Below are 23,956 nucleotides of genomic sequence, written 5' to 3'. Positions count from 1 at the left end.
TTACTTCTTCATCTGCGACAATATCGTCCGGCACTGATTTTCATTCCCTTCCGAGGGTGACACCAGCGCCAGCAGCGCAGCCGCAGGAGTGACCAACGTCGCCAGCGCCGCCGCGACGGCACCACGTGCAATCAACGGCCCCACTTTCACCCCGGCTTGCGGGTTCTTGAAAGTGCCGCGCACATAAAGCGGTGAACGCAGCGTTACGATGCGAATACCTTTACTCTCCGGGTCGATGGTCAAATCGAGTTGCTCCGAAGCGAAGCTGGCGGTTCCGGTCACGTTGATCAGCGCGTTCTCGGTATCGAAAGCGAAAATTTGCGGGCGGGCCACGCCGTTCACCAAATCCAGATTGGCAGCGGCACAGTTGACCCGCACCTCATCATCACCAAAGAGCTGCCCGACCAGATAGTTCCCCACGTTAAGGCCAACGATCTCCATCAGGTTACGGCTGATCAGCCCATCGTTCATCAGCAATTTCAGGTTGCCGTTACTGGTCCCGAGCAGTGCCGCGACCGAATTGCCGGTGCCCCGGAAATCGGCATCGCCGTTCATTTCACCCAGCGTTTTCTGCATCAGTTCTACGTTCGGCATCAACTCTTTAAGCTTCAGTCTGCGCGCCTGAACTTCCGCACGACCTTGCATCGGCTTCTTATCCCCTTCCAGCCGAATGTTCGACGAGATGGTGCCACCCGCCAGGCCAAATTTTAACGGGCTCAGTTTCAGGTCGGCATTCTGTAGAATGACGTGGGCAGAGAGGTCACTAATTGGCAGCGTACTGCCATGCTCGATACGCTGGCCTTTAAAGCGAACATCGGCATCCATCACGTTCCACTTGTCGGTTTCAAAGCGGTCATAAGGCAGCACTTTTCCGGCAGGCTGAACGGTTTTCTCGCCCTTCTTCTGCTCTGACTGTTTGCTCTTCTCCGCCCCTTTACCCGAATCCACGCCAATCAGTGGACCCAGGTCAGCCAGGCGCAGTTGACGCGATTCCAGGTCCCCTTCCAGTTTCGGTCTTGGCTTACCGGTGGTGTAGGTTAGCGAACCATGAATATCACTGTCGCCAATGCGACCGTTAAAATCGCGATAATCAAAGACCGAGCTTTTCTCCGTGTCGATTTTGGCGACCAGATGGCCGTCGGTCTCAAACGGTGGGGTATCTGGCAACAGCACGCCCGTCAGGTCATACAACTCCCCCAGTGAGTCCCCGGCAAACTTCAGTTGCAGATCCACACCACCCATTTTCATCGGGTCGTTAACCCTGCCAACAAACGCCACCCGGGTGTTGCCGGAGCGAAAATCGGCCTGCACCGGGAATGGAGCCCCTTCGCTTCGCAGTGCCAGCATTCCGCCAATTTTACCTGTCCCCGTGAGCGGCTGACCGTTGTAGCGTCCCTGCGCTTTCAGGCCAAAGACATAATCCGCCACTTTGGTTTTATCTTTACTGTCACCGGTGATTTCGTTAAACGGCACCGGCTTGCCAAGGGGATCGATAAGGATCTCGATATCCGCCTTGCTGACCTTATCGTCAACGGTCACTTTGCCCTGGTCGAAGAGAATATTGTCCAGTCGGAAAGACCAGGCAGAAGGTTGAGCGTTAGGGTCTTTATTTTGATCGCTGGCGAAATTAAAGGTCCAGTTGTTGTTTTTTTCCGACAGACGGATGAGCCGTGCATCCGGCTTTTGCAGTTTGATCCACGGCAGGTAAACGGTTTTGGTAAACAGTGCCAGTGGGGCCAGTGTTGCTTCTACACGCGGCAGGTGCACCATAGTGATCTCGGGAATATCCGGTGGGTTACCGAGAATAATGTCATCCGCGTGGACATGTGGCCATGGCACCCAACTGCGCCAGCCAGTCTCCTCTTTTTGCCTTTCCCAAACCACGCCCAGGTCACCACGAATGGCAAATGGCCGGTTCAGCTCGGCGGAGACTTTTTCGTTGATGGTTGGCTTGAGACGGTTCCAGTCGAAGGTGGCGATAATAATGATCGCCACAAGAATCAGTAACAACAGTGTTCCAATGACTGCAAAAATCGTTTTACGTGTTTTTGTCATGCGGGCACCCTTTCTTGAAAGCCTTGCCTGTCATAAAGATAGCCGAGGCTGGCAGAAAGGGGCGGTGCTTACAGGTCGAGGATCACGCGGTCCAGCGTATCCAGCGGAACCGGGCGAGAAAGGAAGTAACCTTGAGCGGCAAAAGCCGGAGAATTCTGAACGTCACGCCACTCTTCCAGCGTTTCGACACCTTCAACAATGACCCCCTGGCAATAGCGGTTCATCAGTTGCAGTAGTAGTGCAAACAGGTTCTGCCCTTCCGGCGTCTTACGCAGCATGATGAACAGATCGCGGGCAACTTTAATGTAGTCGTAGTGCATTTCGCCAAGGGCAGAGAAGTTGGCCATGCCAGTGCCAAAATCATCCAGCCATAGCGGCCCCATATCGCTGATGGTGGCAAACGTGGTGTCTTCCGGCAGACGAATGTGCTCAACCAGCTCAAAACGAATCCAGGGCACGGTCTCGATCAGCGCTTTCAACTCTTTATTCTGGCGCATTGCCAGCAGCGTCGGGCCGTCGACGTTAACCGAGGCCAGGACGTTATTTTCGGTGAAGAAATTTTTCTGCTTCGCTAACAGGGCAATTTGCTCATGTACCACATCCACACGTTGACGCACCGCGACTTCGGAGAAATAGCGATCTGGTGCAATGCGCTCACCCGGTTTGCTCGGGTGCGTCACCACGGTCAGCACTTCAATCGCCATCAGGCGACCGTCAGTTTTGTAGATGGGCTGATAAGTATAAGCACGCTCACACTGCAGCCAGTAACGACGCTCCTGGAGGCTTTCAATGCTTGCCTCAGGATAGTTTAGCCGCTGGATAACCTGCTTTAACTTCATTTCGCATGTCCTGTTGAAGATGAGTGCCAGAGAAGGACTCGTCACTGAGTTATCGGCGTAGCAGCTGATAACTTTATGTCCAGGATATACTCAATATTAAAAAGCACTGCTGGATACCCCCCAATCTACACAGAATACGCGTTAGCTCAAATAAATAATGGAACGACGTTTTAATATAGTTGACCACGAAACACGCACACAGCACACTATCGTTAATTCATCTGATTCAGGTTCCGGACTATGTCAAAGAAAATTGCCGTGATTGGCGAATGCATGATTGAACTGTCACAAAAGGGCACGGATGTTAATCGTGGCTTCGGTGGCGACACACTCAACACCTCTGTATACATTGCCCGTCAGGTCGACCCTGCGGCATTGTCCGTCCACTATGTCACCGCACTCGGCACCGACAATTTCAGCCAGCAGATGCTGGATGCCTGGCAGGCTGAAAACGTGGATACCGGCCTGACTCAGCGTATGGAAAACCGCCTTCCAGGCCTGTATTACATCGAAACCGATGAAACCGGTGAACGCACATTCTACTACTGGCGTAACGAAGCCGCCGCGAAGTTCTGGCTGGAGAGCGAACAATCTGCCGCTATCTGCGAAGAGCTGGCAACTTTCGATTATCTCTATTTGAGCGGCATTAGCCTTGCCATCCTCAGCCCGGCCAGCCGCATGAAGCTGCTCTCTCTGTTGCAGGAATGCCGTGCCAACGGTGGTAAGGTGATTTTCGATAACAACTACCGTCCGCGCCTGTGGGCCAGCAAAGAAGAGACGCGTCTGGTTTATCAGCAGATGCTGGCCTGTACCGATATCGCCTTCCTGACCCTGGACGATGAAGATCTGCTCTGGGGCGCATTACCGGTTGAAGACGTGATTGCCCGCACTCAGCAAGCTGGCGTGAAAGAGATTGTGATTAAACGCGGTGCCGATTCTTGCCTGGTGGCGATTGCAGGTGAAGCGCTGAAAGAAGTGCCAGCGGTGAAACTGCCGAAAGAGAGCGTGGTGGACACCACCGCGGCAGGTGATTCGTTCAGTGCCGGTTACCTGGCGGTACGTCTGACCGGTGGCGAAGCAGAAGCGGCAGCCAAACGCGGCCACTTAACGGCCAGCACGGTGATTCAGTACCGTGGCGCGATCATCCCACGCGACGCGATGCCGAACTAAGACGAGGTTTTCCCCCTCACCCTAATCCTCTCCCCAACAGGGCGAGGGGACCGATTGTAGTCTGGGATTAAAGTAAAAAGCCGGGTGCACGTGAGTGACACCCGGCTTTTTTTTGAGGCTTACTGCTTCGGCGGGATATCCGACACGTCCGCATGTGGATCGTCGTTATTCACCGGGGCCGCAACTGGTGCCTTCTCTCCAGTCGACATTAACGTCTCCCAGGTCGTCTGCAAATCCTTCATGTTGTATTCCGGCTCCCCCTTAGGCTGGAGCAGAATGAGTGCCATATCCTGAGAAAGCTGTGAACGCAGATCCTGATTCAACTCTTCTTTGGTCAGCGAGGTGAGGAAGTTTTGACGCAGCTTCTGGTACTGCTCCGGCGCGATATCTACCACCTGATTTTGCAACGAACGCATACGCTGACTGATCAGGATATCGGTATCGGTACGGGCGTAGGTGGCAAACAGCTTCTGCAGTTCCAGACTCTTCTGCGCAACCAGCGCATTAAACTCTTCTTCCGGCAGGCCATTGTCGCGCACTTTTGCCAGTTCGCGGGCAACCGTTCCTAAATTGTTCTGCAGTTTTTCGTTGGGTGAGTCCAGGTTAATGGCGCACTGCGCACGCTGGAACATCACACGGCAGTCAAAACCGAGGCCAATGTCTTTATTGTTTGCTTTCGTCAGATACTGCTGGAGATGCCAGAACAAGGCTTCACGCGCCAGATCTTCTCGCCAGTAACGCTGCAATGCGGCGGATTCGCGGATAGGCTGCCACGCGGAATCCCACATAATCGCGAGGCGGTCTTGCTGCACCGAATCCGTCATGATGCTGACTGGCTGACGCGGGATGGGCGACAAAGTCGGAACCGGAGCGGGTGTCTCGCGCTTACCTTTCAGATCGCCAAAGACTTTGTTGATTTGTTCAGTCACGCTGCGGGTATCAACGTTACCCACCACAATCAACGTCATGGCATCCGGCGTGTACCATTTTTGATGGAACGCCTGAAGCTGTTTGGCATCCAGCGGCTGTTTGAGGGATTCAGCCGGGTCATGCCCGAGAAGGGTTGATCCTTTGAGGCGGTAACGCCACCAGCTATCTTTGGTGTTACCCGGCCAGGTCGCGACCATGTCTTCACTTGCCAGTGCATGGTTAACCGTTTCAGGGGTAATCGCCAGTTTACCGGTGCTGTCAGCCAGCCACTGCAACGCTTCTTTCAGCAAATCGCTGCGGTTGTTTGGCAGGCTCAGGTTGAAAATTGTGTATTCATACGACACCAGCGCAGGCGGCAGCGGGCGTTTCGGGTCAATCCCCTGATGCCAGAGCGAGCGTACCTGGCTGGGTTGCAGGCTGCCACTGTGGGTCAGCGCGATGCGGGGAATAAAATGGCTGAAACCGGTTTGCTGCGTGCTTTCTGTGAGCGAACCCGTATCAATAGACAGGCGGACCTCAACACGGTCGCTGGGTCGTTGTGGCGTTGCCAAAACTTGCCACTGTAAGCCGTTTGCCAGTGTGCCCTGCTGCCAGGCCGGGTCTGGCTGGAGTGCTTCTGCCTGCACATAACCGACAGCCGCCAGCATCAGCAAACCGCCTGTTAACAATCGAATTTTTGTGCCCTGCATGAGAACCCCTAATCAACATTCCTGGTTAAAAAGTCAGCCCCGCCAGGTGGGGAGGCCAAAGATACATAACACTCCGGTGTTAGACCTCGCGAATGCGAAAACGTCCCACCGCCGAGTGAAATATCCCGAAGAATTCGAATTGAACGCTACCGGGCCAGGGATCAATTATGCTCAGGCACCCGCAGCCCGACAAGGGCTACGGGGTTAAGTAACGAAATTATGAGGAAATTTCGCCTGTTTTGCTGCTTGTCGCACGATTATTCAGCGTATCAACGAGCTTTTTCTGATCGAGTTCTTTCACCCACTTCGCCACCACTACGGTTGCCACGCCATTGCCAACCAGGTTGGTCAGGGCACGTGCCTCGGACATAAAGCGGTCAATCCCCAGAATCAGCGCCAGACCGGCAACCGGCAGATGTCCAACAGCTGAAATTGTCGCGGCCAGCACGATAAAGCCACTCCCGGTCACGCCCGCCGCGCCTTTAGAGGAGAGCAGCAACACCACCAGTAGCGTTATCTGGTGGAAGATATCCATATGACTGTTGGTCGCCTGCGCGATAAACACTGCCGCCATCGTCAGGTAAATGGACGTGCCATCAAGGTTGAACGAATACCCGGTGGGAATCACTAACCCGACAACCGACTTACGGCAGCCAAGACGCTCCATTTTTTCGAGCATACGCGGCAGGGCCGATTCCGACGACGAGGTCCCCAGCACAATCAACAATTCTTCACGGATATAACGGATAAATTTGAAGATATTAAAGCCGGTAGCCCGCGCGATACTTCCGAGAACCACCACCACAAACAGAATACAGGTGATGTAGAAGCAGATAATCAGCTGGCCCAACTGTACCAACGTACCCACACCATACTTACCGATGGTAAAGGCCATTGCACCAAATGCGCCAATCGGCGCAAGGCGCATGATGAAGTTGATGATGCCGAAGATCACCTGCGAGAAGCTTTCAATTACATTGAAGATCAGCTGGCCCTTGCTACCCAGTCGATGCAGCGCAAAACCAAACAGCACAGCGAACAGCAGCACCTGCAGAATATTACCGCTGGCAAACGCGCCAATCACACTTGAAGGGATCACATCCATCAGGAAGGCAATAATTCCCTGGTCTTTCGCCTGTTCGGCATAGACTGCCACCGCTTTGGCATCCAGGGTTGCCGGGTCAACGTTCATGCCCGCACCAGGCTGCACCACGTTAACAATAATCAAACCAATAATCAGAGCCAGCGTACTGACCACTTCAAAATAGAGCAGTGCTACCGCACCGGTACGTCCCACCGCCTTCATGCTTTCCATACCGGCGATGCCTGTCACTACCGTACAGAAAATGACGGGCGCAATAATCATTTTGATGAGCTTAACGAACGCATCGCCCAGCGGTTTCATTTGCGCGCCAATATCCGGATAGTAGTGGCCGAGCAAAATACCGATAGCGATAGCCGTCAGTACCTGAAAGTAGAGACTTTTAAACAGAGAGGTTTTCATAGGGTGTCCTTGAGGTTTAAACCACAGGCTTTATAGGGTTCTCTCGCGCCTGCGATTTAAAAATAACACCCGTAAAACATGACAGAAATAAACTTACATCAAATTTGAAACAATGATGTTAAGAAATTAGAGCTGACTCGTACAAGCCAGCAACATTTCATGCTTTTTCAGTCTTATCTGAGGGGGGGAAATAGCGGATTTCAAACTCCTCTGGCGTCACCGCTCTGCCAAATAAAAAGCCCTGAGCCATTTCGACGCCTGCTTGTGCCAGCCAGTCGCTTTGCGCTTGCGTTTCCACCCCTTCGGCAATGATGCTCAGATCCAGGCTACGCGCCATATGAATAATCGACCCCACCATACTGCTGTCATTCGGTAGCCCTTCGACGAACATCTTGTCGATTTTAAGCAGATCAACAGGCAGTGACTTCATATGTTGTAACTGGCGCAACCCGGCATAGCCCATCCCGAAGTCGTCCAGCGCGATTTGCACACCTGCATTTCTCAGAGGACGCAAGATCGCAACCGCTGCGTGCGGATCGTCAATACGGCGGCTCTCTGTCACTTCCAGGATTAACTTATTGGGCTGAATGCGATAGCGATTGAGCAGCTCCAGCATGTCCGGAACCATATTATGGTGCATGAGCTGAAGCGCAGAGAGGTTCACCGACAGCGGCATTGTCAGCCCTTTTTCCTGCCAGGCCGCCAGCAGGCGACAGGACTCCTCCAGTACCCAATAACCCACCGTCACCATCAGGCCGCAGGACTCAATTCGCTCAATCAAGCCTTCCGGTAAATCCCAGCTTCCATCAGGCTGTTCCATGCGTAACAGCGCTTCTGCGCTTACCACCTCACCACCCGGTAGCGCAACCTGAGGCTGTAGCCAGATAGCAAATTTGTGTTGGTCGAGCGCGGTGAGAATATCGCTCTCTTCCGTCAGCCGCTTTTGCGCCTCTTCCATCTGGTCCGGATCGAAGAACTGAATCTGGTTTTTCCCTTTTCGCCGCGCCGTAAAAGCGGCGGAGACTGCCCGGCGATAAAGCTGCTCAGCATTCATACCGCCGTAAAACATGGCAACACCAATGCTGGCACTCGGGCGAAGCTGGATGCCATGCATCGGCAGGCGCTCGTTGATTACAGTGAGCACTTGCTGACCCAGCGTAATGGCATGCCACGGCTCTTTTACACCGTGGGCAACAATCGCAAAATCGTAGGCGCTGACCTGGGTCAACACCATGCGCGGGGCCAGGGCGGATTTGAGTTTTTCCACCAGCGTCAGTAGCAATATTTCGCGCTGTGCCTCTTTCAGTACCCCGGCCGTTTCCTGCAAGGTCTCACAGGCGATAAACATCAGCGCCGTAGTTTTCTGGCGGGCTACAACCTGTTCAAGCAGTGCCATTAAAAAGGCTTTATTCGGTAGCTCAGAAACCGGGAACTGCGTGGACTGAATGTTCAGTTCATCATGCTGGCGCAGCAGGTTCAGTTGATTACGGTTGTAGCTGCGAATCAAACTGCCTATTTCGTCATCGTGGTGATGGCGCGGCAGCGTAAGCTGGTGACCAAACTGATCCTGAAGCGGCAATTCATTAAGCTCATTGGCGATTTTTCGCAACGGGTGCACGATAAGTCGGTTAATACACCAGGTGATAGCCACCGTCATAATGAGCGTTAATAGTAAGTAAGCAGTCACTAATGTTGACAGCGTACTCATAACGAATTTGTAGAACCGGTATGAATCAGCTTCCAGCACCAGGTAGGCGATGGGCTGAGGATTAGCCGGGCGTTGCAGAGAATAAATCGGCAGCGAAATTTGCACCGGAAGCTCAAAGACACGTGCGATCATCATCGGCACGGGGCGCTCGGGTATAAATCGCATGCGCAGCGCCTGAAACTGATTCGGCAGCACCACGTCTGCACGGATCACGACGCCCGCGGGCTTAATTTGGCTAATGATCGCTTCCGCTTCGGGAATATCGGCTTTCAGAATGGCTTCAGACAGAGGTTCACGAACAGAACGGGCAATACTTTCCAGTTGCGTAGCCGTGTTGTAGCGATTTTGCTGAACAAAATGGAACAGCAAAATGACGCAAAAAATAAAAATAAACACCATAGCCACGGCAAAAACCGCAGCCATCTGTTTAATGGTTAAAGAACGGCTGACACGCAAGATTACTCTCCAGAGATAAGCAGACGCAGGTCATAAAATCAGAACGCTGCCCGCCAGAGTATACTCTATCGTGACGATATTGAGCTAAACAGGTAAACAGATTGTAGGCACGTAATCGGGCCCCTCCCGATGTGCCTCCAACCATCTGAATCATAGGCCTGAAAGCCATTTGATGTGCTATTTCCTGCCCCTTGCGGTGTCCCAGGAATACTCTTCATTTTACCAGTCAGCGTAAGGCGTCAACGTTTGTGGAGGCATATCCATATCGCCCTGCCATCCGGCAGCAGAATAACGAACGAACAACATGCCCTGGCTTGGGGTGTAATCCTTCGCCTGTTGAATATTGACGCCAAGTCCAACCGACCAATTAGAGGTGATACGACGTTCGATCAACGCCTGCGCGGTATAACCGATACCGCTGGAAGAACCGCCGCTTTCAATCGCATTTCTGGCATCGGTTTTATACGCGGCAGGAATCAAGCCCATCAGCGGGTAGCTGGGTTCTGAAGCAGAGCGAGAGTGCGACCACGAGACCGATCCCCCTAGCTCCCAGGACCAGTTTTCTGTCCGCTGACGCCACGTGACCGGTACCGCAAACGACAGATATTCCTGCGGGCTGTAATAACCCCCCTGACCCAACGTGTAGTGGCTCAGGTCTTTGTCGTAGTGCCAGATCATATTATTCAGACCTACGGTCACCCGACGATTGTTCTCATTGATGAGTTTGTAGTAATAACCCGCCATCCAGCGCACACGCCAGTTGTCTGCCACGTTTTTGCCGGTCAACTGGTCTGCCCCCAGCGAGGCCCAGATACCGTTGGCTTCACCCTTGTCATAGCTCATGCTGGCGGTGACACCGTTAGCCCGTACGCCGCCCCAGGTAGTCCCCGTATGGTTGCCATCGCTGTTATCTTTCTGCCCGCCAAAGGCAAGCAGAGAGCTGGAAATAGGACGTCGGTGAGCATTCAGGGTGTAGCCGATTGGCCCGATATCATTGCTGTAGCTCAGGCCGCCCACCACGTCCACCACCTCGAAACCGATGGGCGTTGTACCGATGTCCATATCCCAGGTGTTGTTACGCCAGCCGACGGCAAGACTCACGCCATTGGATGTCTGAGTACGGTCGCCGGAATCACAGGCGGACAAGTTACAGGTCCCCCAGTTAGGTGACCAGGTGCCGTTGTTACTTTTTGCAAATGTCCCGGCATCTACATTGACCATATCGGTGCGAAAGAACATTCGACCATCCGCCAGCGGTGCATCGGCTTGCAGCATGGTGGTGTGCGCTTTCAAATCGGAATAACCACCTGTACCGCTGGACCCCCAGTAGTTGTGTTGCAGAGTGACATTCACATCCTGCTGGCGGTAGAGATCGGCCGCGTCGCTGCGCACGCCCCGTTTCAGCCAGTCATCTTTCTCATCGTTACGCGTCAGCATAGTAAAAGCATCATTGCTGGCGGGGCGTGATGGGGTAATACCGGCGGCGATCATCGCATCTTTATAGGTTTCCAGCGCCTGTTTAGGTTGCCCGGTGCTGGTCTGAAAACGTGCGGCATCGCGCAGCACCAGTGCGCTCTCCATTGACGGAGGTTGAGACTTAGCCTGCGGTACTATTTTAGCAAAGGTCTGCTGCGCACTTTGGGTGTCCCCCAATTGTGCCTGCACCAGCGCAACGCGCCGTTCGGTGTTGATGGATGGAGTAATCGTTGGTGCCGGTGCAGGTAGCTTCGCCAGCGTCTCGCGCGCGGCCATGCGGTTGCCTTCTGCGGCATAGATTTCCGCCAGCCCCAACAGCGCATCTTCGTTAGCGGGCTCGCGCCCCAGCACGGAGAGAAAACGGGATTTCGCCCCATTGTTATCCCCACGCTGTTGCGCCCAATCCGCCAGCGTCAGTTCGATACGGGTCGAGTCAGGTTGCTGCTTCAGAAAGGCTTCGGCCTCGGCTTCATGTCCACTGTCGCGAAGTTGGTTAGCTCGCGCCAGCATCTGGTTGGACTCGAGTCGGTTTGCCAACTCCTGAATATTGCTGTTCCACTTCTCTTTGGGCAGCGTATTAAGGTGTGCAATTGCCGCGCTCTCCTGATTGTTGCCAGAGAGATAGAGCCCGTAAGCGTAGACCTGTTCAGCATCACCCGGTTTATCACGCGACAGATTGCGCATCTGCGTGTCGGCAGCAATTTGCTGGCCAGAGGCTCGTAGGTCACTCGCCAGGCGATAAGTCACCCAGACGCTGCCGGGATCAAGTTCCAGACGACGCTGCTGCAGTTCAGCCGCCTGGGCAAAGTTCCCCTGGTTCTCCAGGCGTTCCGCTTCCTGCGCCAGACGGTCGTTAGTCATGCTGCGTTCGATATCATTAATGCCGCGGCGCTGACTGGCGGAGAGGGTCTGGATAAAAGCGGTCGCTTTTTCCGGCGACTGTGCGCGGTAAATATTGGCAAGTCCGCGAACAGCGTTGGAATTTCCCCTGTCCATCCGTAGTGCTTGCTGGTAGAAACGCTCCGCAGAGGCAGTATCGTTGCGTGCCATCGCCGCATCGCCAAGCCCCAACACCGCGTAGCTGTCAGTGTTATCAATGCCTCTGGCCTGCTGATAGTAGCGCTCTGCCCTGTCAGGATTTTTCGCCGCCAATTGGGCATCACCTTGCTGAATTAATAGCCAGTAACGGTTCACCTTGAGTAAGCTGTCCCACTTACCCCGATTATCACTATTGGGATCGAGCGCAATGGCTTTTTCAAATTGCACGACGGCACTGGCACGATCGCCGCGTTGCGAATAAGCCTGGCCGAGCGCGCCCACGGCTTCACTGTCCTGATGATTTTTACTGACCGCCTGTTGCAACTCTGAAACCGCACTGCCGCCTTTACCGGCTTCAACCGCCGCCAGACCGCGTGCGCGTGCACGGAACTCCGGGTCAGCCAGCTGTTTCTGCTGTGCATCCAGTTGTTGGCGCGCAGTGACGACAGTGTCGCCTTCACTGAAGACGTTCAGAAAACGTTTCAGTGCAGCCACGCTGTTATCGCTGACAGTCATGCCCTGAATTTGTTGATACCAGATTGTGGCGGCAGCATCGCGCCCGGTGTTGTTTTTCGCCATCTGTTCAAGCACGGCATAACCCTCTTCGCTTCGCCCGTCGGCAAGCAGCATGCGTGCGAGAGAACTTTGCAGGTCGGCGTTACCCGGATTACGGGCATTAATCACCTTAAGCTGATTGACCGCCTCAGTGTGTCGGGCCGGTATTTTGGCCACCTGGCTCCAGTATTCAGCGGCCAGGTCGCCGTCTGGTGGCGCACCGTTAAACATACTTTCGTAGTCCGCAATGGCTTCCGGCGCGTGCCCGGTGGCGGCCTGTAAACGCGCCTGTTGTAAGGCCTGACGCCCCTCAGGAGTAGAAAGGGTCATCTCTGTTTTCGACGCTTTATAGGCTTGCGAAGTCGGCGCGAGCGTGGCCAGGCGGTCGAGCTGTTTCTGTGCACCTGCGTTATCACCCTGGCGCAGCAAGTAACGCAAACGTGCAGCAATCACATCAGGATCGTCAGGCGCCATTAGCTCAAGCCGGTAGAGCGACTGGCGCACCAGATCCTCACGCTTGCTGGTCTCGCCAAGGCGAACCTGCTCGAGCAGTTGCTGTTGTGCGGCAGACGGAGCCGCATGGGCGACGGGCATCAATGCGATACCCAGAGATAAACTCAGAAGACTTAATGAGAAGTTGCGCATTCCTGGCCCCAATCAGGTTGTAACTCACCCCGAGAGGTGAAGCGGAAACGGTGCTCATCCCAACCCTGTCCGAAGAGGGCTAAAACGTAATTGTAATAGGCATCGTTGCCGGGAAAATGATCCGCCACGCGCTGACGTTGTGTTGCCTGCGCATCACGGTCTTGTAAAAACGGAAGCAACACAGCGGAGAACCCTGTCGGGCCATCGCCTTTCGCTTTACCGGTTGCCACATCCACCTCTTCAGGCGGTCGCCCTTTTTTTGCTGTCAGCGTTGCCATCGGTTTGAATTTCGCCAGCAAGCGCGCCTTCTGGGGGTCCCGGTCATGCATCATGCCCACCCACGCGTAAACGCGGATGGCATCGTAATTGCTGATTAATGTTTTCTCAGGCAAAAGCAACCAGCCTTTGCTTTTTTGATATCGCACCCAGTCCGGCGAGAAGCCTTTTGGCGCGGTCTCCAGCAGTAAACGCAGATTGGTTTCGCGTAACGTGGTCCAGGGTGCGCCAAAACGGGTGAAGTATTGCGCGACCTGCGGCGGGAAATAACTGGGATTAAAACGCCAGACGTCTTTATCTGCAAAGCCAATTTTCCCCGGCAGCAGCATGGAGCCCAGGCCAGGCACAGTAGTCACTTCCTCTTTGGCAATGCGCGAAAGCAGTGCTTTGCCAATGCGAGAGTAATCAGGCTTGTTCCACAACCGCCCGGCTTCGAGCAACGACCAGGCCATCCAGATATCACCGTCAGACGCGGAGTTGCTGTCCAGCACAACCCAATCATTGTCGTCTTTCCTGCCCCACAGCCAGGCCGGAAGGTGGGTGCTTAAATCCCCCTGTGCCAGGTTGTTTTGCGTCCATTGCAGAAGGGAATCAAACGTCTCACGATCGTTGGCGGCCAGCGCAAAAAACAGCGCATAGCCTTGCCCTTCAGAGGTGGTGATTTTACGTGCATCGCTGGGATCAATGACCCGCCCACCCTCGCTGATATAGTGCTGTTTAAAGCTATTCCATGCCGGCCAGCTACAGGCGGCGCGTACCTGCACCGCCGCCAGCATAAGCGCCGCCATCACTCCGAAGCGTAGCGCTTTCATCACAGCTTACTCGTGTTCTGAATCGAGACGACGACGGCTAATAATGCGCAGCAGACGCCACAGTACCCAGGCCAGCAACACCACGCTTATTGCAGCCAGAATCGCCAGCAGTACCGGGTGGTTAGCCAGTGCATACCAGATACGTTCGAACCACGGCAGATGGCCCACATAATAGATATCGCCGACGCGCAGACCGTTCACACCCGATTCACGAATCACCGACACCGAGCCATAAATCGCCGCACGTTTCCCACTGTCGTTCATCGCACTATTAAGCAGCTCATAGCCGCGTGGACTATCCGCCAGCAAGGCGACCACGCTGCGCTGATCGTTGAACGGTGACTGGAAGCCAATAATCGCTGCCATTGGGCCGCTGGAACTCACGGAGGTTTGCACATCCGGCTGACGATCTGACTCATCCGGCAACACGCCCGGGAATGGGGTCTGACGAGTCGGTGTTTTCACCCAGCTTTGCGTGGCATTGACCAGCAGATCGACACGCTTATCATCTTTTAGTTTGTCCGGAATAGAGCCGATGATCATGATATCGGCGTCTTTACCCTGAATCTGGGTATTGTCGTCAGTCAGTGTCAGGTTGATAGCCGGGAAGCCCGTTTGTGCACCAATCGATCCCAGAGAGTCCAGCAGAGTAGTCAGCTGGCCTGGGTTTGGATTCGACGGCATCACCACGATGGTTTCAGACAGGTCAGCCATACGGGTGAACGGGAAGCCCGCATTGGCAAACGCACGCAGGTCCGGCATTGCCAGGAAGTGGTAATATTTTGAGAAGTCGATGGTCGAGTCGTCACCAATGACCACCCGGTTTTGAACAGGCTGGAAGGTGATGCAGTTGTCGATGGTCCCACCCGGCATCGGGTTCATGTACTGGAAGTCAAAACGCAGCTGGTTCACCGCACCCAGTTTCAGCGCCGGAATAGAGACGTCGGTTTTTCCATCCAGAAGCCCTTGCAGAACAGGCAGTCGCAGCAGCAGACGGTTGGAGTCCTGATTGCTGTTCAAGCTGAAGTATTGCAGAAACTGGTTGTTCAGACTGATATCCATACGCGAACTGTCTTTGGTCGGCGGCGCGGTATAGCGGTAGTTCAATTGCATATCAATACCGTTGCTGCGCAGCAGATAAAGGTCAGGCGGCAGGTTCAGGGCGACGTTAATTGACGCCGGTTGCAGCCCGGTTGCCTGAAGCTGCTCTTCATAGGTTTTCAACTCACCAAAGGTGACGGCACGGTCCGTACGCACCCAGTTTGGTGCATCGTAAGGTTTACGCGCCAACAGCGGTTTGACCTCATCGACCGTCACGCTACTGCCACGGAACAGCACGTTACCCTGTGCAATTCCTTTCGCGGCCTGTAGCAGGTCTTTGTCATCGCGACCAAAGACCACCAGCAGTTTCACGTACGGGTTATTCGGGTGGCTCATCATCGTGATGGTCGGGCCCTTTACCGCAGGCGCATCACGCAGGAAGTCCGGGCGTTTATCGTTGGTGGCAAACACAATGGCATTTTTATCAGGCAACCCTTCGTACTGCACCGGGAAGCTCTGTCCACGCCAGCCGGTGCGGGAACCGAACCACGATGCCACGATGGAAGCAGCCTGTTGCTGTACCAGATCCGGCGCGCCGGCAAACACCATTGGCAGGGTTAACGGGCGATTGTCACGCGGGTCGAAGAACGGGATCGGGAAGTGGGACAAATCGTTCTGTACGGCCAGCGTCTGGTAAGAGAGCTCAAGCGAACTACTGCGGCCAATATCCATCCACAACGTAGTACTGGCCGGGTTCTCACAGACATCGCGATAATGGCCGACAAACTCCAGCCTCACACGGTTAAAGTCGGTGATGTAGAGTGGGTCAATAGGCACCTGAGCACGGGTTTTATTCCCCAGTTGCTCTTTGGTGACGGGCAGGACGCCCATCAGCTCATCGTTCAGATAAACTTTGAGCTGGGATTGCACCGGCAGAAGCGAGGGTGACGGCGTGTACTCGAGATTTAACAGCGCCTTAGACACCACCTCATCACTACGTGTGCCGAACTCAATCCCGTTATTGGGGTTGATACCACGCAGGACCATGCTACCCGGCGGTGGCGCTATCTCAGCGAAGGTCAGCTTAACATTACGCGACGGTGCATTGTCCGCCACAATCGGGGCATTCGCCCTCGCCACGCCCGGCATCACCTGACCAACGGCCTGGCTTCCGGTTGCCGTAGCAGGCGTCATTTGCCCTTCGGTTGGCGTGGTTGGCGTCAGCAATTCCGTTTGATCCGGTGCGGGTGTCGCAACAGGTTCGGTGGCGGGCGCAACGGCAGGCACGCTCGGGGCGACCTGAGCCGCCGGATTACCGGGTGCCGCATGGGTCATCATGGAGGGGACGGTACTCATCCCCAAAGCCACTGCACAAATCCAGGAGAGTTTTGTTTTCATCGCGTTTTCATCATTGTTGAGCCCAATCACGTCACCGGTTGCTGTTCCGCCACGCCACGCTCCGGGCGGCGCGGAACGAACGACACAATCCAGGAAACCAGTTCGGTCAGAGACCGGAAAATCATTTTCACAGACGGAGGAGCAAATTCCGCGAGATGGCGATAACCACGGAAGCCCAGTTTCAAAATATCCATAAGGCTTTCCAGAGGTTTATCTTCCGGGAAGCTGTCCTGCCACAATGCCCATGTATCCGCACGGGCAAACGTACACTGCACAAAATCGATATGCTGTTGGGTGGACAGCGGCATCAACTGCAAACCCACTTCATTCTCTGACACACGCGCCACCACCGTGGGGAAGGCATATTCCTGTTGCCCACGTTTTAGCAGCAGACTGACCTTCTGCCCTTCCAGAACCTGCGACTGACCGTTAATTTTGATGCCGACACCACCGTCGGAAAAATCATGCACAGTGCACGAGAACAGATGGCCGTCTTCACGAGCAATCGCAGCAGGCATCGAGATTTCAACGCGGTGAGCACGGCGCACCTGCTTACTCTCCACCGACACCGCGACTGCGCCACCGAGGATAATCAAGTTGTAGAAGACCCACGCCATACTGACGAAGACCGTCAGAATTTCGTTTTGCGGACCGTAGAAGTAGCGCCAGACACCCACCAACACGCCGACAATATTCAGCAGCACAAGGTAGATGTACGGGCGCGAAATGACCCAGTCCACATACTCTTCCTCGACCAGGCCGCCTTTCGCGGTGACGTTAAACTTACCTTTGTGCGGGTTAAACAGCGCGACCATCGTTGGCGGAGCGATATACCAGGCCAATACGGTTTCGTAGATTTCACTCCAGAATGAATGGCGGTATTTGCCCTGAATTTTGGAGTTGGTCAGGCTTGCGTGGATCATGTGCGGCAGAACAAAGAGCGCAATCATGATCGCTGGAGCGTAAATGATGTACGCATGCAACAGCAGAAACGCCAGCGGTGCCGTCAGGAACACCAGACGCGGAATACCGGACATAAAGTGGAGCATAGCGTTGACGTAGCAGAGACGCTGCGCCAGCTTCAGGCCCTTACCGAACAAGGGGTTATCGAGACGGAAAATCTGCACCATACCGCGCGCCCAACGGATACGCTGACCGATATGCGCCGAAAGGCTTTCAGTTGCCAGCCCCGCCGCCTGCGGAATACGCATGTAAGCGGAGGTATGACCACGACGGTGCAAACGCAAAGAGGTGTGCGCATCTTCAGTTACGGTTTCAACGGCAATCCCACCGATTTCATCCAGTGGACCACGGCGGATAACCGCACAGGAGCCGCAGAAGAATGTGGCATCCCACATATCGTTACCGTCCTGCACCAATCCGTAGAACAGGGTGCCTTCGTTAGGGGTTTTACGAAAACGCCCAAGGTTACGTTCAAAGGGGTCTGGTGAGAAGAAGTGGTGTGGCGTCTGCATCATCGCCAGATTTTTCTCTTTGATAAACCAGCCCATGGTCATTTGCAGGAATGAGCGCGTTGGAACATGGTCACAGTCAAAAATCGACACGAAGTCGCCCTTCGCGTACTTCAGGGCATTGTTGATGTTCCCGGCTTTTGCATGTTCATGCGTGGTGCGGGCGATGTACTCCACCCCGACCGTCTGGGCAAACTGGCGAAATTCATCGCGGCCACCGTCGTCCAGAATCCAGATTTTGAGTTTATCTTTTGGCCAGTCGATACCTAACGCGGCATAAATGGTGTTTTTCACCACGCTGAGATCTTCGTTGTAAGTCGGCACGAAGATATCCACCGAGGGCCACTCAGACATCTCTTTTGGCATAGGCACCGGCTGGCGATTGAGCGGCCAGACCACCTGGAAATAGCCCAGCACCAGCACGACCCAGGCATAGGTTTCCGCAAACAACAGCGTCATGCCACACACCAGACTCACCGGGTCGTCCCAGTTCAGCGTGGAGGTATAGCGCCACCAGATGTAGCGGCAGGAGACGGTAAGTGAAAGGACGATCAGCATCAGCGCAGAAAAACGTCCGGGAATGCGTCGTACAAGTAAAGCAACGCCCCATAACAAAATCAGGAAGACGAACTGGGAAAGCGGGTTAAACGGCTGCGTGATGCAGAGCAGCGCGAGCAGAAGTGAGAACGTGACAATCACACCCAGAATCAGCCGACGCACACCATGGCTTAAATGTCCCAGCTCTTTGTGATTATCCAGATGGCTGGTCTGGTCGGTCACGCGGCTCGGCAGGCTGTCGAGCCAGCTATGGTAGCGGTCACGTAAGTTTCGGGTGCGAGTAAATCGCGCAGGACGCGCCTCATGTGCATCGCGCAGTGGTCGTGTTGCCAACAGCCACATCGCCTGCAGCAGATAACGCGCCGGATCGAGAGGGCGCGGGCGATCAGGATTGATATGGGGGAAAAACGTCTCGTGTTGCGCCCGCATGGTCTGCCAGCGCAGATTTTCAAGTGGAATGAACATCCAGGCCAGCGCAGTCCAGAAACAGCCACATGCCGCACTGAACCTCGACGCTTTATTGCGACGATAATGCCGATAGCGCTCACTTAGGCGGGCGTAAACCGGCGGGATCAGTAACCAGGTGGCAAGAGGTCTCATGGATGCACCTGCAATGTCTCACTTTCTGGCGTGCGGGGCGTCGCACAATGCAGCAAACACCAGCTTGCCAGCGTCAAAATCTCTTCTGCCGCCAGCGCATCGCCGCGATATTCACCCAGGGGTTGTTTTGAGCCCAGACACTCAACCATGGCTTCATCACGGTGAATCACCGTGGGCAACAGGTGGCGCTGGCTTTGCAGCCAGACCTGATACAGATCGTCCTGAATCTGGCTGCCAATACGCAGGTCGTTGAGCAGGATATGTGCCCCTGCGGGCAGCGCCTGCTGATGCAAACGCACATGACAATTCGTATCCGGTTTGACCACCACAATCGTGTGATCGCAATGTTCGATAAACTGACGAGTCAACGGCGAAAAACCGTGGGGTAAATCAATCAGCACCCAGTCATAGCGCTGTTGTGATTTCAGCGTTTGCAAAACCTGACTAAGCTGACCCAGAGTGTCGTGCAACACATGGATATTTTCCCACTCTCCAGCCGTGAGGCGACCAAAAGGTAAAATATCGAGACTGGAGGTATAACGCATCCCGGCATCACGCCAGTCCTGATTATCCAGCATAGCGCGAGCCCACCCTTCCTGCCGGTCAAAATCCACGTTGAATGACAGGCGCAGGAGATTATCGGGGCAGGCATCAATAACCAGTACTGACTCTCCCAGAACTTACAGTGCCCAGCCGAGTGCTGCGGTAATGGACGTTGTGCCGACACCACCGCGAACCCCTTGTAACCCCAATACGGCCATCCACGGCTTCCTTATTGAAAACGCGCTAATTCGGCGAGCAACGGCCAACGTTTAATAGCCGCCGCCAACTGTTCTCTCTGGGAAATATCGGCATAATCTATTTCAGGTAATGAAAATGCCTTACTGAGCGCCAGAAAGTCATTTTGAAATGTATAACCCAGGGTCGAATCGCCCTGAGTTTTAGGTTCATCGTTATGCATTTCAGGCCCGATCCCTTTGAAGAGAAAACATAAGTACATTCTTAGCAATGGTATTTTGCCAAGGAAAAGCGTTTACATGCTAAATCTGATGTTCTTTAATTTCAATGTTAGGTTTATTTCTTCGCTTTCGCTAGTAAACTGATATACAGATTAATTACAAAGCAGAGGGACATCGTGGACCCCATATTTTCTATTGGCATCGGCTCATTATGGGACGAATTGCGTCATATGCCAGCAGGCGGTGTCTGGTGGATAAATGCTGACCGCGAGAAAGACGCCATAAGCCTACTGAACCAGACACTTGCAGCTCAATCCAGCGATACCAGGGTCGCGGTAGCGGGTATGGGTTACGATCTGCGCAATATCATCAAATTAGATAACGATCACGGCCCCGAAAAAATTCGCATTTTTTCCATGCCAGTCAAAGATAATAGTCTATACTTTTTCTCCCGCGATTTACTGTGTTCATTTGAGCCTGAGAATTATTTACTTATCCTTATTTGCGCAAACAATGCCTGGCAGAATATCTCCGCCAAGAAATTGCACAACTGGATTAAAAAAATACATGACTGGACGAAATATCATAATTGTACCCTGTTGGTATTAAATCCCGCGGCAAACAGCGACAGGCAATCGTCCATATTGATGAGTGAGTATCGTTCTCTATTAGGCCTGGCAACTTTACGCTATCAAAGTGACGCGCATCTGTATGATGTGGCCTGGTGGTGCAATGAAAAAGGGGTGAGTGCCCGTCAGCAACTTATTGTCGAACAGCATAACGACATCTGGCAATTAGCCGAGCAGGAAGAGACCTCGGTGCAACCACGCAGCGATGAAAAGCGGGTATTGAGTAATGTCACCGTGCTGGAAGGCGCACCCGCATTGTCCGAACACTGGATGCTGTTCGAAACCAACGAAAGCATGTTTAACGAAGCACGTTCGGCTCAGGCCGCGACCATTATTTTTGCCCTAAGCCAAAATAACCAGATTGAAACCATTGCCCGGCAGATCCACACCTTGCGCCGCCAACGTGGCAGTGCCTTAAAAATCATCGTGCGTGAAACCCAGGCCAGCCTGCGTGCCACCGATGAACGCCTGTTACTGGGCTGCGGTGCCAGCATGGTTATCCCCTGGAACGCCCCACTATCCCGTTGCCTGACGCTGGTTGAAAGTGTGCAGGGCCAGCAGTTTACCCGTCATGTCCCTGAGGATATCACTACCCTGCTGTCGATGACGCAACCGTTGAAATTGCGTGGCTATTTGCAGTGGGATACCTTCAATGAAGCAGTGGGCAATATGGTGAATAACCCCCTGCTACCGCCTGATGGTAAAGGCGTACTGGTTGCGCTACGACCAGTACCGGGCATTCGGGCTGAGCAGGCACTAACACTATGCCGGCCCAACCGTGTCGGCGATATCGTGACTATCGGCGATAACCGACTGATCATGTTTTTATCCTTCTGTCGGGTCAATGACCTCGATACTGCGTTAAACCATATATTTCCACTGCCAACAGCCGATATTTTCTCCAATCGGACGATCTGGTTTGAAGATACCCAGATTACGGCGGAGCTTATCCAGATGCGCGAAATCGAGCCGGAAAAATGGGGCAAGCCGCTGACGGTGGTAGCGGATGAAGCGAAAAAAGTCATTAACGCCGAGCATGATGGCAACTCCTGGCGCCATATTCCCGAACCGCTGCGATTATTAAGTGAAGACATGGAGCGCTCATCATGATGTCTATTGCCGACATTATTCAGCTCGTGGTGCTTTGCGCGTTGATTTTCTTTCCTTTGGGATATCTCGCACGCCACTGGCTACACCGTATTCGCATCATCCTGCGGATAATGTTTATTAAACCCCGGTATGTGAAATCCGCCGGCGTCATACGTCGCACTTCGCTTGTCAAGGCAGACCGCAAACATGACTAATCAAACCTTTACCGCTTCTGCGCCCTCACCGCTTTGGCAATACTGGCGAGGTCTTTCCGGCTGGAACTTCTATTTCCTGGTGAAGTTCGGTTTGTTATGGGCGGGATACCTTAATTTTCATCCTCTCCTGAACCTGGTCTTTATGGCATTTCTGCTGATGCCATTACCGCAGCTCGGCCTGCATCGCTTACGCCACTGGGTTGCTATCCCTATAGGCTTTGGCCTGTTCTGGCATGATACCTGGCTACCGGGGCCGGAAAGTATCATGAGTCAGGGCAGTCAGGTCGCCGGATTCAGTGCCGACTACCTGCTCGATCTGGTCACGCGTTTTATTAACTGGGAGATGATTGGCGCACTCTTTGTCATGTTGATCGCCTGGATGTTTCTCTCTCAATGGATCCGTGTCACGGTCTTTGTGGTCGCTATCATGGTCTGGCTGAACGTGCTGACAATCGCAGGCCCAGCCTTTACCTTATGGCCAACCTCTCAGTCGACGACGACGGTCTCCGCGACCGGAGGGACGGCAACAGTGGCGACAACCGGAGCGGGAACCACACCAGTTGTCGGCGATATTCCGGCCCAAACCGCGCCCCCGACCTCTGAAAATCTTAACGCCTGGCTTTCCAGCTTCTATGCCTCAGAAGCGAAACGTCAGACCCCGTTCCCGTCACAGTTAGCCACCGATGCCCAACCGTTCGATCTGTTGTTTATCAACATCTGCTCACTTTCCTGGGCCGACATCGAAGCTTCGGGTCTTTCCGCGCATCCGCTTTGGAAGCACTTCGATATTGTCTTTAAGCAGTTCAATTCAGCCACCGCCTACAGCGGCCCGGCGGCAATTCGCCTGCTGCGCGCCAGTTGCGGTCAGGAGTCGCACAAGAACCTCTACCAGACCGCCGGAGCACAATGTTACCTCTTCGATAATCTGGCAAAACTGGGTTTCACCCAGCAGTTGATGATGGACCACAATGGCGTGTTCGGTGACTTCCTCAAAGAAGTGCGTGAGAATGGTGGGATGCAGGCTCCATTGATGAACCAGGCTGGCCTGCCGCCGGTGCTGCTCTCTTTCGACGGTTCGCCGGTTTACGACGATACGGCGGTATTGAATCGTTGGATGGAAAGCGAGGCGACCCAGCAGGGTCACCGCACCGCTACCTTCTACAACCTGCTACCGCTGCACGACGGCAACCACTACCCGGGCGTCCGCCAGACTGCGGACTATAAAATCCGTGCGCAGAAGATGTTTGATGAACTGGACACGTTCTTCACCCAGTTAGAAAAATCAGGCCGTAAGGTGATGGTGGTAATGGTGCCGGAACATGGCGCTGCATTGCAGGGCGATAAAATGCAGGTCTCAGGTCTACGTGATATTCCCAGCCCGTCCATTACCCACGTGCCAACGGCGATTAAATTCTTTGGTATGAAATCCCCACACCAGGGCGCACCGATTGAAGTGAATCAGCCCAGCAGCTTCCTGGCCATATCAGAACTGGTGGTTCGCGTGTTGGATGGCAAGATTTTCACTCAGGACAACGTCAACTGGGATCAGTTGACCAGCGGTCTGCCGCAGTCAGCACCGGTGTCGGAAAACGCGAATGCGGTGGTGATTCAGTACCAGAACAAGCCATACGTCCGCCTGAACGGCGGCGACTGGGTGCCGTATCCGCAGTAGTGCGCGCGGGGCTCCTCACCCTAACCCTCTCCCCAAAGGAGGAGAGGGAACCGATCGTGCGGGCTCACTTTTCTCCCTCACCCTTTTGGGGAGAGGGCCGGGGTGAGGGGAACAGACGACTCACATTCCCGCCCCCCATAAAAAAACCGGCGCATCTGCACCGGTTTTTT

General features: G+C 54.1%; 14 protein-coding genes and 1 pseudogene. 4 read left to right on the top strand and 11 right to left on the bottom strand.

Annotated elements, in window-relative coordinates; genetic code table 11:
• Positions 1-2,055 carry an AsmA family protein gene (locus tag AC5JPW_RS01495; protein WP_494237874.1) on the bottom strand — a complete coding sequence of 685 codons (2,055 nt, stop codon included), beginning with the start codon at positions 2,053-2,055 and terminating at the stop codon, positions 1-3.
• 68 nt (positions 2,056-2,123) lie between these two features.
• Entirely contained in the window at positions 2,124-2,894 is a 771-nt protein-coding gene (gene pdeH, locus AC5JPW_RS01490) for a cyclic-guanylate-specific phosphodiesterase (protein WP_494237873.1), read from the bottom strand.
• A 240-nt stretch (positions 2,895-3,134) separates the two neighbouring features.
• On the opposite strand from pdeH, the gene kdgK reads away from it, so the two are divergent.
• Positions 3,135-4,064, top strand: a complete 930-nt coding sequence (kdgK, locus tag AC5JPW_RS01485) for a 2-dehydro-3-deoxygluconokinase (protein WP_494237872.1) — start codon at positions 3,135-3,137, stop codon at positions 4,062-4,064.
• A gap of 119 nt (positions 4,065-4,183) precedes the next feature.
• Here the strand turns inward: kdgK and AC5JPW_RS01480 are convergent, their stop codons facing one another.
• From AC5JPW_RS01480 to bcsR, 9 genes and pseudogenes are all read right to left on the bottom strand, one after another.
• Positions 4,184-5,683, bottom strand: a complete 1,500-nt coding sequence (locus tag AC5JPW_RS01480; RefSeq protein ID WP_494237871.1) for a M16 family metallopeptidase — start codon at positions 5,681-5,683, stop codon at positions 4,184-4,186.
• A 217-nt stretch (positions 5,684-5,900) separates the two neighbouring features.
• Positions 5,901-7,187: a dicarboxylate/amino acid:cation symporter gene (locus tag AC5JPW_RS01475; protein WP_494237870.1), complete on the bottom strand. Its 1,287-nt coding sequence runs from the start codon at positions 7,185-7,187 to the stop codon at positions 5,901-5,903.
• A gap of 157 nt (positions 7,188-7,344) precedes the next feature.
• Complete coding sequence (gene hmsP / locus AC5JPW_RS01470) at positions 7,345-9,351, bottom strand: biofilm formation regulator HmsP (RefSeq protein WP_494237869.1); 2,007 nt, start codon at positions 9,349-9,351, stop codon at positions 7,345-7,347.
• 219 nt (positions 9,352-9,570) lie between these two features.
• The gene (gene bcsC, locus AC5JPW_RS01465) at positions 9,571-13,065 is read right to left on the bottom strand and encodes a cellulose synthase complex outer membrane protein BcsC (protein ID WP_494237868.1); all 3,495 of its coding nucleotides are present in this window, start codon (positions 13,063-13,065) and stop codon (positions 9,571-9,573) included.
• On the bottom strand, positions 13,047-14,153 hold the full coding sequence (bcsZ, locus tag AC5JPW_RS01460) for a cellulose synthase complex periplasmic endoglucanase BcsZ (RefSeq protein WP_494238124.1): 1,107 nt from the start codon (positions 14,151-14,153) through the stop codon (positions 13,047-13,049). The genes bcsC and bcsZ overlap by 19 nt, the downstream gene beginning before the upstream one ends.
• 6 nt (positions 14,154-14,159) lie before the next feature.
• Entirely contained in the window at positions 14,160-16,592 is a 2,433-nt protein-coding gene (gene bcsB / locus AC5JPW_RS01455) for a cellulose biosynthesis cyclic di-GMP-binding regulatory protein BcsB (RefSeq protein ID WP_494237867.1), read from the bottom strand.
• A gap of 26 nt (positions 16,593-16,618) precedes the next feature.
• Positions 16,619-19,222: a UDP-forming cellulose synthase catalytic subunit gene (gene bcsA, locus AC5JPW_RS01450; protein ID WP_494237866.1), complete on the bottom strand. Its 2,604-nt coding sequence runs from the start codon at positions 19,220-19,222 to the stop codon at positions 16,619-16,621.
• Positions 19,219-19,983 (bottom strand): annotated as a pseudogene (gene bcsQ, locus AC5JPW_RS01445) (cellulose biosynthesis protein BcsQ). The gene bcsA and the pseudogene bcsQ overlap by 4 nt, the downstream one beginning before the upstream one ends.
• Positions 19,984-19,994: 11 nt before the next feature.
• Positions 19,995-20,183, bottom strand: a complete 189-nt coding sequence (bcsR, locus tag AC5JPW_RS01440) for a cellulose biosynthesis protein BcsR (protein WP_494237865.1) — start codon at positions 20,181-20,183, stop codon at positions 19,995-19,997.
• A 174-nt stretch (positions 20,184-20,357) separates the two neighbouring features.
• Here bcsR and bcsE point away from each other — a divergent pair, with 174 nt between their 5' ends.
• The 3 genes from bcsE to bcsG are packed head-to-tail and all read left to right on the top strand — an operon-like array spanning position 20,358 to position 23,786.
• Entirely contained in the window at positions 20,358-21,920 is a 1,563-nt protein-coding gene (gene bcsE, locus AC5JPW_RS01435; protein WP_494237864.1) for a cellulose biosynthesis c-di-GMP-binding protein BcsE, read from the top strand.
• Positions 21,917-22,114: a cellulose biosynthesis protein BcsF gene (bcsF, locus tag AC5JPW_RS01430; RefSeq protein WP_494237863.1), complete on the top strand. Its 198-nt coding sequence runs from the start codon at positions 21,917-21,919 to the stop codon at positions 22,112-22,114. Before bcsE ends, bcsF begins: the two co-directional genes overlap by 4 nt.
• On the top strand, positions 22,107-23,786 hold the full coding sequence (gene bcsG, locus AC5JPW_RS01425; protein WP_494237862.1) for a cellulose biosynthesis protein BcsG: 1,680 nt from the start codon (positions 22,107-22,109) through the stop codon (positions 23,784-23,786). Before bcsF ends, bcsG begins: the two co-directional genes overlap by 8 nt.
• Positions 23,787-23,956 lie beyond the last annotated feature (170 nt).

It is taken from the genome of Phytobacter sp. (genome assembly GCF_059074235.1).
Note: the sequence above shows the minus strand (reverse complement) of the source record. Positions and strands in the feature narration are given on the sequence as shown.

What these genes read in the sequence shown, in the direction of transcription:
- bcsB (WP_494237867.1), bottom strand. Translation starts at nt 16,592, where the DNA reads ATGAAAACAAAACTCTCCTGGATTTGTGCAGTGGCTTTGGGGATGAGT.
- bcsG (WP_494237862.1), top strand. Translation starts at nt 22,107, where the DNA reads ATGACTAATCAAACCTTTACCGCTTCTGCGCCCTCACCGCTTTGGCAA.
- bcsC (WP_494237868.1), bottom strand. Translation starts at nt 13,065, where the DNA reads ATGCGCAACTTCTCATTAAGTCTTCTGAGTTTATCTCTGGGTATCGCA.
- bcsA (WP_494237866.1), bottom strand. Translation starts at nt 19,222, where the DNA reads ATGAGACCTCTTGCCACCTGGTTACTGATCCCGCCGGTTTACGCCCGC.
- AC5JPW_RS01495 (WP_494237874.1), bottom strand. Translation starts at nt 2,055, where the DNA reads ATGACAAAAACACGTAAAACGATTTTTGCAGTCATTGGAACACTGTTG.
- AC5JPW_RS01475 (WP_494237870.1), bottom strand. Translation starts at nt 7,187, where the DNA reads ATGAAAACCTCTCTGTTTAAAAGTCTCTACTTTCAGGTACTGACGGCT.
- pdeH (WP_494237873.1), bottom strand. Translation starts at nt 2,894, where the DNA reads ATGAAGTTAAAGCAGGTTATCCAGCGGCTAAACTATCCTGAGGCAAGC.
- bcsF (WP_494237863.1), top strand. Translation starts at nt 21,917, where the DNA reads ATGATGTCTATTGCCGACATTATTCAGCTCGTGGTGCTTTGCGCGTTG.
- bcsZ (WP_494238124.1), bottom strand. Translation starts at nt 14,153, where the DNA reads ATGAAAGCGCTACGCTTCGGAGTGATGGCGGCGCTTATGCTGGCGGCG.
- bcsR (WP_494237865.1), bottom strand. Translation starts at nt 20,183, where the DNA reads ATGCATAACGATGAACCTAAAACTCAGGGCGATTCGACCCTGGGTTAT.
- kdgK (WP_494237872.1), top strand. Translation starts at nt 3,135, where the DNA reads ATGTCAAAGAAAATTGCCGTGATTGGCGAATGCATGATTGAACTGTCA.
- AC5JPW_RS01480 (WP_494237871.1), bottom strand. Translation starts at nt 5,683, where the DNA reads ATGCAGGGCACAAAAATTCGATTGTTAACAGGCGGTTTGCTGATGCTG.